Origin of the sequence: Xanthomonas sp. 3793 (genome assembly GCF_024806835.1) — a bacterium.
In the GTDB taxonomy this organism is placed as follows: Bacteria; Pseudomonadota; Gammaproteobacteria; order Xanthomonadales; family Xanthomonadaceae; genus Xanthomonas; species Xanthomonas arboricola_F.
Map to the genome: position 1 here is coordinate 745,676 of NZ_JANTYU010000003.1, position 6,000 is coordinate 751,675.

7 protein-coding genes are annotated in these 6,000 nt (G+C 56.3%); 6 read left to right on the top strand and 1 reads right to left on the bottom strand.

Features of this window, described 5'->3' with window-relative positions; all coding sequences use genetic code 11:
- The first annotated feature begins 1,282 nt into the window (after nt 1-1,282).
- The 5 genes from FHY18_RS13545 (at nt 1,283) to FHY18_RS13565 (ending at nt 4,844) form a co-directional block, all read left to right on the top strand.
- Nucleotides 1,283-1,576, top strand: a complete 294-nt coding sequence (locus tag FHY18_RS13545; RefSeq protein ID WP_259155945.1) for a hypothetical protein — start codon at nt 1,283-1,285, stop codon at nt 1,574-1,576.
- 81 nt (nt 1,577-1,657) lie between these two features.
- Complete coding sequence (locus FHY18_RS13550) at nt 1,658-2,056, top strand: DUF1801 domain-containing protein (protein WP_259155946.1); 399 nt, start codon at nt 1,658-1,660, stop codon at nt 2,054-2,056.
- Between the two features lie 75 nt (nt 2,057-2,131).
- A complete protein-coding gene (locus tag FHY18_RS13555; protein ID WP_259155947.1) occupies nt 2,132-2,602 on the top strand; it encodes a hypothetical protein in 471 nt (156 codons plus the stop codon).
- Nucleotides 2,603-3,911: 1,309 nt separating this feature from the next.
- Nucleotides 3,912-4,370, top strand: a complete 459-nt coding sequence (locus FHY18_RS13560; RefSeq protein ID WP_259155948.1) for a hypothetical protein — start codon at nt 3,912-3,914, stop codon at nt 4,368-4,370.
- A 90-nt stretch (nt 4,371-4,460) separates the two neighbouring features.
- A complete protein-coding gene (locus tag FHY18_RS13565) occupies nt 4,461-4,844 on the top strand; it encodes a hypothetical protein (RefSeq protein ID WP_259155949.1) in 384 nt (127 codons plus the stop codon).
- Nucleotides 4,845-5,285: 441 nt separating this feature from the next.
- Here the strand turns inward: FHY18_RS13565 and FHY18_RS13570 are convergent, their stop codons facing one another.
- Nucleotides 5,286-5,453, bottom strand: a complete 168-nt coding sequence (locus FHY18_RS13570; RefSeq protein ID WP_259155950.1) for a hypothetical protein — start codon at nt 5,451-5,453, stop codon at nt 5,286-5,288.
- A gap of 243 nt (nt 5,454-5,696) precedes the next feature.
- Here FHY18_RS13570 and FHY18_RS13575 point away from each other — a divergent pair, with 243 nt between their 5' ends.
- Nucleotides 5,697-5,936 (top strand): hypothetical protein, encoded by a 240-nt coding sequence (locus FHY18_RS13575; protein ID WP_259155951.1) that lies wholly within the window; start codon nt 5,697-5,699, stop codon nt 5,934-5,936.
- Nucleotides 5,937-6,000 lie beyond the last annotated feature (64 nt).

Below are 6,000 nucleotides of genomic sequence, written 5' to 3' on the forward strand. Positions count from 1 at the left end.
CTCTCCCTGTGCGCGTCGCTCGCCGTCTGGCTTCCTTTTCACCGGTACCTAGTCGGCCATTGGAGCGTACATCCGAGGGTAACGCGCGCCGCCAAGATCAACGCTTCCAATGTAGTCGTGCAGGCCACAATCATGTCGGCAGCAGTTTTCTTCCTTTCGTGTTTCGTTTTCGGCATCTTCTTCACCATGGCGGTAGGCAACACAACTCTTCAGGTCGGCCGAGTCATATCATCGTGGCCGTCAAAACGCTGCACCAACCTGAAAGTCAAGACGGAAACCGCTGGCTACGTGAGTCTTTGTACTAGATCTCCACTCGGCGTAGGCTCAGCCATCGCGGTCCGTGTTCGTACGTCCGCTCTGGGGCATTACGTCGAGTAGCGTCCTAACAATTCGTCCAAGCCGACGCCGCTTCGCGGCGCGGCTTAACTCAGGCGTTAGGCGCCACAACAAACATGGCCGATCTTTGGGGTTCAATTGCAGGAAGTGAGTGGCACAACACGCCGTGTGTTGTCGGCCGTCCGGCTACGGAGGCCGACGTCGCTGCTGGCTCCGCAGTCTTCTGCGTACCGGGTGATTCCGCCGCCGCCCCAATGGCCCTGCCTTGCTGTGCAATCCAGTCACTTGAAGATGGCTCCGAGCAACCTGTGGTCACTGTCCAAGCAGAGCTTGCGCCTCACGGCACCATCTTGCGAGTGCGACCGCTGTCCGGCGGTAACGGCATTTGCAGGGCTACGGAGGTCAGGTTGCTTCCTGCCGGGTTTGTGCCGTAGGTTGGCGCCTAACAATTCATTCAAGCCGAACCCGCTTGGCGGGTCGGCTTAATTCAGGCGCTAGGCGTGCCATGAGTCATTCGGACCACCCGAGCATATCAATCGCTGCGAACGTCAAGCGGAGATCCCACCGGAACGAGGCAATTTCCTTTCTGGTAGTGCACGCACTGATGTGCGAAGACGGCGGCTTCGTCTATCTACTTATCAGATATATAGACTTTGACTCGGAGCAAATCGATGGTGACCACCTACATTTTTCCCTAGACGAGGCGCTTGTAAATGCAGAGCACGAATTTGGTGTGCAAAGTAGCGATTGGTTCGCGCTCACTGCCTTGCAAGCTGAACGAGTTTATCGAAGCATCGGTAGCTAGCACGCCTGACAGTTCGTTCAAGCCGAACCCGCTTCATTGCTTCATTGCTTTGTTCGAATGTATCGGAGGCATCGCATCGTCCGATCAGGGCCGGCTCGTTGCGGGTCGGCTTAACTCAAGCGCTAGGCAGCAGACCAGGCAATGCCGCATTTCAAAGTCACGCTCTCCGGCCGGGGAATCGACTTACTATTTGATGGCACGCCAGTCGTTGGGTTCTTCACCACCAGACTTGTTCGCGCTGCAGACCTTTTGGCGGCGGAGAGGCAGGCCAAGAATGATGTTCTGTCGGAGTGGCAGCCTGGCAGCAACTATGCCGCCACCAATCGTGGCTCCGTACTGGCTCTTACAGTTGAGGAGTCTTTCCCAGTCGGCTTTCTGGCCAGCACGTTCGGGCGTAAGCCCTCTGGCTATACCTTCTATAGCCATGAGGACTAGACTGCTAGCTAACAATTCATTCAAGCTGAACCCGCTTCGCGGGTCGGCTTAATTCAAGCGTTAGCACGCTTAGGAGCCGCTATGGGTAGTCGCAAGTCTCCTTCCGCAGCTTCCGTCGCCGATTACATCGCAGGCCTTGCTTCGCCGCTGCGGGAGGACGTCGAAACTTTGCGCTTCGCGATCCTGGCGTCAGTCGACGGCATCGGGGAAGAGATTAAGTGGAATGCCCCGAGCTTCTATACCGGCGAGCACTTCGCGACCATGCGCCTGAACGGCAAGGTTCCGCTTCAGCTCATCCTGCACCTCGGCGTCAAGAAGACCTCTATCGCACGCAACTCGATTGAGGATCCCGAAAGTCTGTTGCAATGGCTGGGGCCGGACCGCGCTTGCATCAGTTTCCCGGGACCCGGCTCGGTTGCAACGCGGGTTGCCCAGGTGCAGCACATCGTCCGCCAGTGGGCGCAACATGTGCCGGCCTAGATCGCGGACTACCAATTGGTCCAAGCCGACACCGCTTCGCGGCGCGGCTTAACTCAGGCGTTAGGCCGCGCACGCATGAAACAACCACTTCTCCACCGTGTGCTAGAAGGCGACGAAGAGGCCATCGCTCTGTTCGGCGGCGCGGAGAACTGTGCCGTTATTGACTGGCGAGATGGGCCTGCCGAGATTGTTGCTGCCATCGCTGCCTTCCTCCCGGATGGATACCTCACCATAGGGTCCGTAACCACTTCAAGTTGCGAGCTGCTTGTGCGAGACAAGTCGCCAGTTACTGCTCCACTTTCATCAAAAGCGATACAAGAAAATCTTCTGTTCAGCATCAATCACGCGATACAACCCGAGTACGAGGCGCGGCAATTTCCTCCGCTTGATGGAGACAGCTACTCGATCTTCGTTGCGTCGAGGTCCGTCTGGTCCGACATCGAGCGGGGTAACCCAGAGGCCACAGAGGAACTCTTTCTCAGTACGCGTCGCCTCGCAGCGTACTGGGGTAAGAGCTACTTCGCCCGCATGCTCAGCAAGCGGTGAGGGCGTGGCCTGATAATTCATTCAAGCTGACGCCGCTTCGCGGCGCGGCCTAAGTAAGGCGTTAGGCTGTACGATGCATCATCGAGTACTTAAAGACTGTGCCATTCTGATCGGATACAGCCCCGAAGGGCAGTGTGTCTACTCGGCTCAAATGCCGTTGAGTGACTACTGGGACGGTGAGCATGTCTGGGATTCCGACACTGGCGTTCAAGACTTGCGCTTGGAGCGAGTTCGTGGCTACTTGTTCGACGAGACTGGATTCAGGAATTTGAGAGCATCTTTGATCTTGACACCGGCATCTATAGATCCGGCTGGCTAAAGCACTCTGACGGGACGTATCAAGAGGATGCGGCCTAACAATTCATTCAATCCGAAGCCGTTTCCCGGATCGGCTTAACCCAGGTGTTAGGCTGGAGAAGAACATGCGTCGCATCCTGCTAACCGTTCTTGCTCTTCTACCAGCTATTGCCCTGGCAGGGTTTCCATTTGAAGCCACGCTAGAAGAGATTGCAACGAGTGCGGACCACGTGCTGGTCGGCCGCGTGACGGGAGTAGACATGATTAGCGGCTCCGGTAGGCAAGTCCGTGACCCGGAGGCGCGAACTGGCCCCGGACTCAATAATCAGATCAGGCTGCGCATCGCTGTCACGAGATTATTGCCACAAATGCCTCGAAGGTCCCGCCGGTACTCTACGTGCCACTGGCTTCCCACCTCCATTACAGCCTTGGCCAAATCCAGGCTGCCCATGCCCAAGAGTCCGAGCAACGACTGATCCTTCTGAAGGGACAAGATTTTCAAGGCATCAAACCGGGGGTCTTTATGCGACCGCTCCAGGACAGGGAAGAGGTGCTTCGCCTACGCGATTCCCGGGCACCTCAGCTCCCACCTAACAATTCGTCCAAGCCGACGCCGCTTCGCGGCGCGGCTTAACTCAGGCGTTAGGTGGTGGTGGAGCAAATGCGTTGGTGGTTGCTGCTTCGGTAAGTTCGCTGGCGTGCATGCGGTCGGCTCCGGGCAGCAGCCATCACCGTTATGGGCGGGGCGAATTCGGTGCTTCGCCCTTGTCCGTCATTCCCGCGCTGCGCTCATTGCACTTGGCTTCGGTGGCATCACGGGCCGCTGCAGCACTGGGCAAGCTGTATCCCACAACCTGTGGCACACTTGGTCCGGGCGACAGTGCTGGGGAGCATGGTTGCACCATCTAGCCTTCGCGACCACTCACTGCCTAACAACTCATTCAAACCTAAGTTGCTTCGCAACTCGGCTAACTCAGGCGTTAGGCCTCGTCAAGTCTCACGGGAAATTCGGATGAAGATCCAACATGCTGTAGCAGCTGGGCTAGTCGTCACCATCATGTCCGGATGCGCGACGGTGACATACGGAGACAAGGGCGCCGAAGCTACGTTGCGTGAACTGCAGCCTGTTCCCGGGAGAGTTAGCCTGTACGTATGTCGAGAGAAAGCCGCGTTTGTCGGAGCAGGCAACCGCACAACTGCAATCGTTGACAATAAGCCGATCGGAACCTTGAAGCCAAACAACTTCGCACATGTCTTTGTAGAACCTGGCCCTCATAGCGTCTACATCGAGCACAACCCTGGCGGGAAAAGTGGCGTGCTAAATCTGGACACCCGCGCCGATGAAGTCCCAATCTTCTGGGTAGGAATGACGGGCCACGGCTGGGGCGTACTCACCGTGGATCAGTTCAAGAGCAGGAGCGAAGCGGAGTCTTGTGTCAGGCAAGCCCAATACGCCATTCCGACAAAGTAGCCTTGCGCCGCGATTCCTAACAATTCACTCAAGCCGACGCCGCTTCGCGGCGCGGCTTAATTCAGGCGTTACGCCGCAAAGAGGACTCACTTGCAAGCTCTCAAATTCTTCGCTCTATCGTGTTTGGTGGTGATCGTGTTTGATGGGGTCGCATCTGTCGCGTCTCTAGCACTTGGCTTTCCTTATACTTACGCAGCGTTCGGATCCGCTGTTTTCTACATCGCATTTGCATTCTTCGCTGCTCGTAAGTTTGGGTTCTTGGCTGCAGTTTTATTCGGTTTCGCAATGGGCATCACTGATGCAACGCTTGGCTGGGCCGTTTCTTGGGCCATTGGTCCAGGCCGCCTTGCCGCAGGCACTCTTACCCTGTCGGCCTGGCTCTACACTGCAACGTTCGTCGTAGTCTTGGGCGCAATTTACGGGCTTGTTGGCGGCGGCATCGGTGCGCTCACGGGGCGGCGGCGTGCGGCCTAACAATTCATTCAGGCCGAACCCGCTTTGCGGGTCGGCTTGATTCAGGCGTTAGGCCAAGATTAGACATCCTCGTGAGACTTCTATCCATGCTCAACCGCGCCCGTCTGCTGTGCACACTGTTACTCGCTAGTGGGGCGTCCTTGGCCAAGCCCAGCACTGAGCTTCCTGGGGCACTGCGCTTGGCGGAAGCCTATGTCTCAGAACATAAGATTCCAAATACGGAGCGTTACCTTGCTAGCATCTCCTGGCATGAGTAACCCGGCCATCCAGGGAAGAGTTGCTGGTCGGTCATGTGGCTACCAGACGAGCCAGCGTTTGATGCTCAATTGGTCGTGTGGGTTTGCAAAAATGGCAGGATCAGCCACCAATCTGGCGGCTGAGGCTAACAATTCATTCAATTCAATGCTGCTTCGTGCTGCGACTTTATTCGGGCGCTAGCACTCAGGAGACAGAATGTCGCGCTTTAAGAAAAGCAGCTTGATGGTTTTCGTAATACTCCTGTTCGTAATCATTAGCGGATACATTTCGGCCAAGGCCGCTCAGCCGCATATCGAGCAGCAAATGCGCGCCTATGTTTTCACGCATAGGATTTCCGGCTTCGATCTCCATGGGCCTATTCCAATCGGTGAGGTAACAGTGTACTCGGAGGTCCATTTTCCGTTTCTGGTAGTTGCATCTTATGCTGTTCCACGGGACCTGCACGTCAGCTACTTTCGGACGCGCTACTTGGCTCATCCATGGGGCTTCTACAAACTATCAGAAGACGAGATCCATCTTGTTTAGCTGAACTAGTGACAATTCATTCAATTCAAACGCGCTTCCCAGGTTCGCTCAGTTCAGGTGCTAGCTATCATGAAAGGCATCATCGCCATTGTTCTGGCGTTATCACCCGCCGTCGCTCAAGCTGCTTCATCTAGCAGCTCCTGCCGTGCATGGACTCAGGAGATCATCGCCGAAAAGGCGGACGCTTGCGCAGACTTGTGTCCGCAAGCCAAGACGTTTGACCACTATGACTACCGCCAAGGGATCACGGCTGCTTTCCAGACAAAACGGGGACTGGCTGAGCTACCCCCGATTTCTCGGACAGGTTAATTAGGGAACAACAACCATCTTTTCGAACTCGGCCGGCGAGCGGTAGCCCAGCGCACTGTGCAAC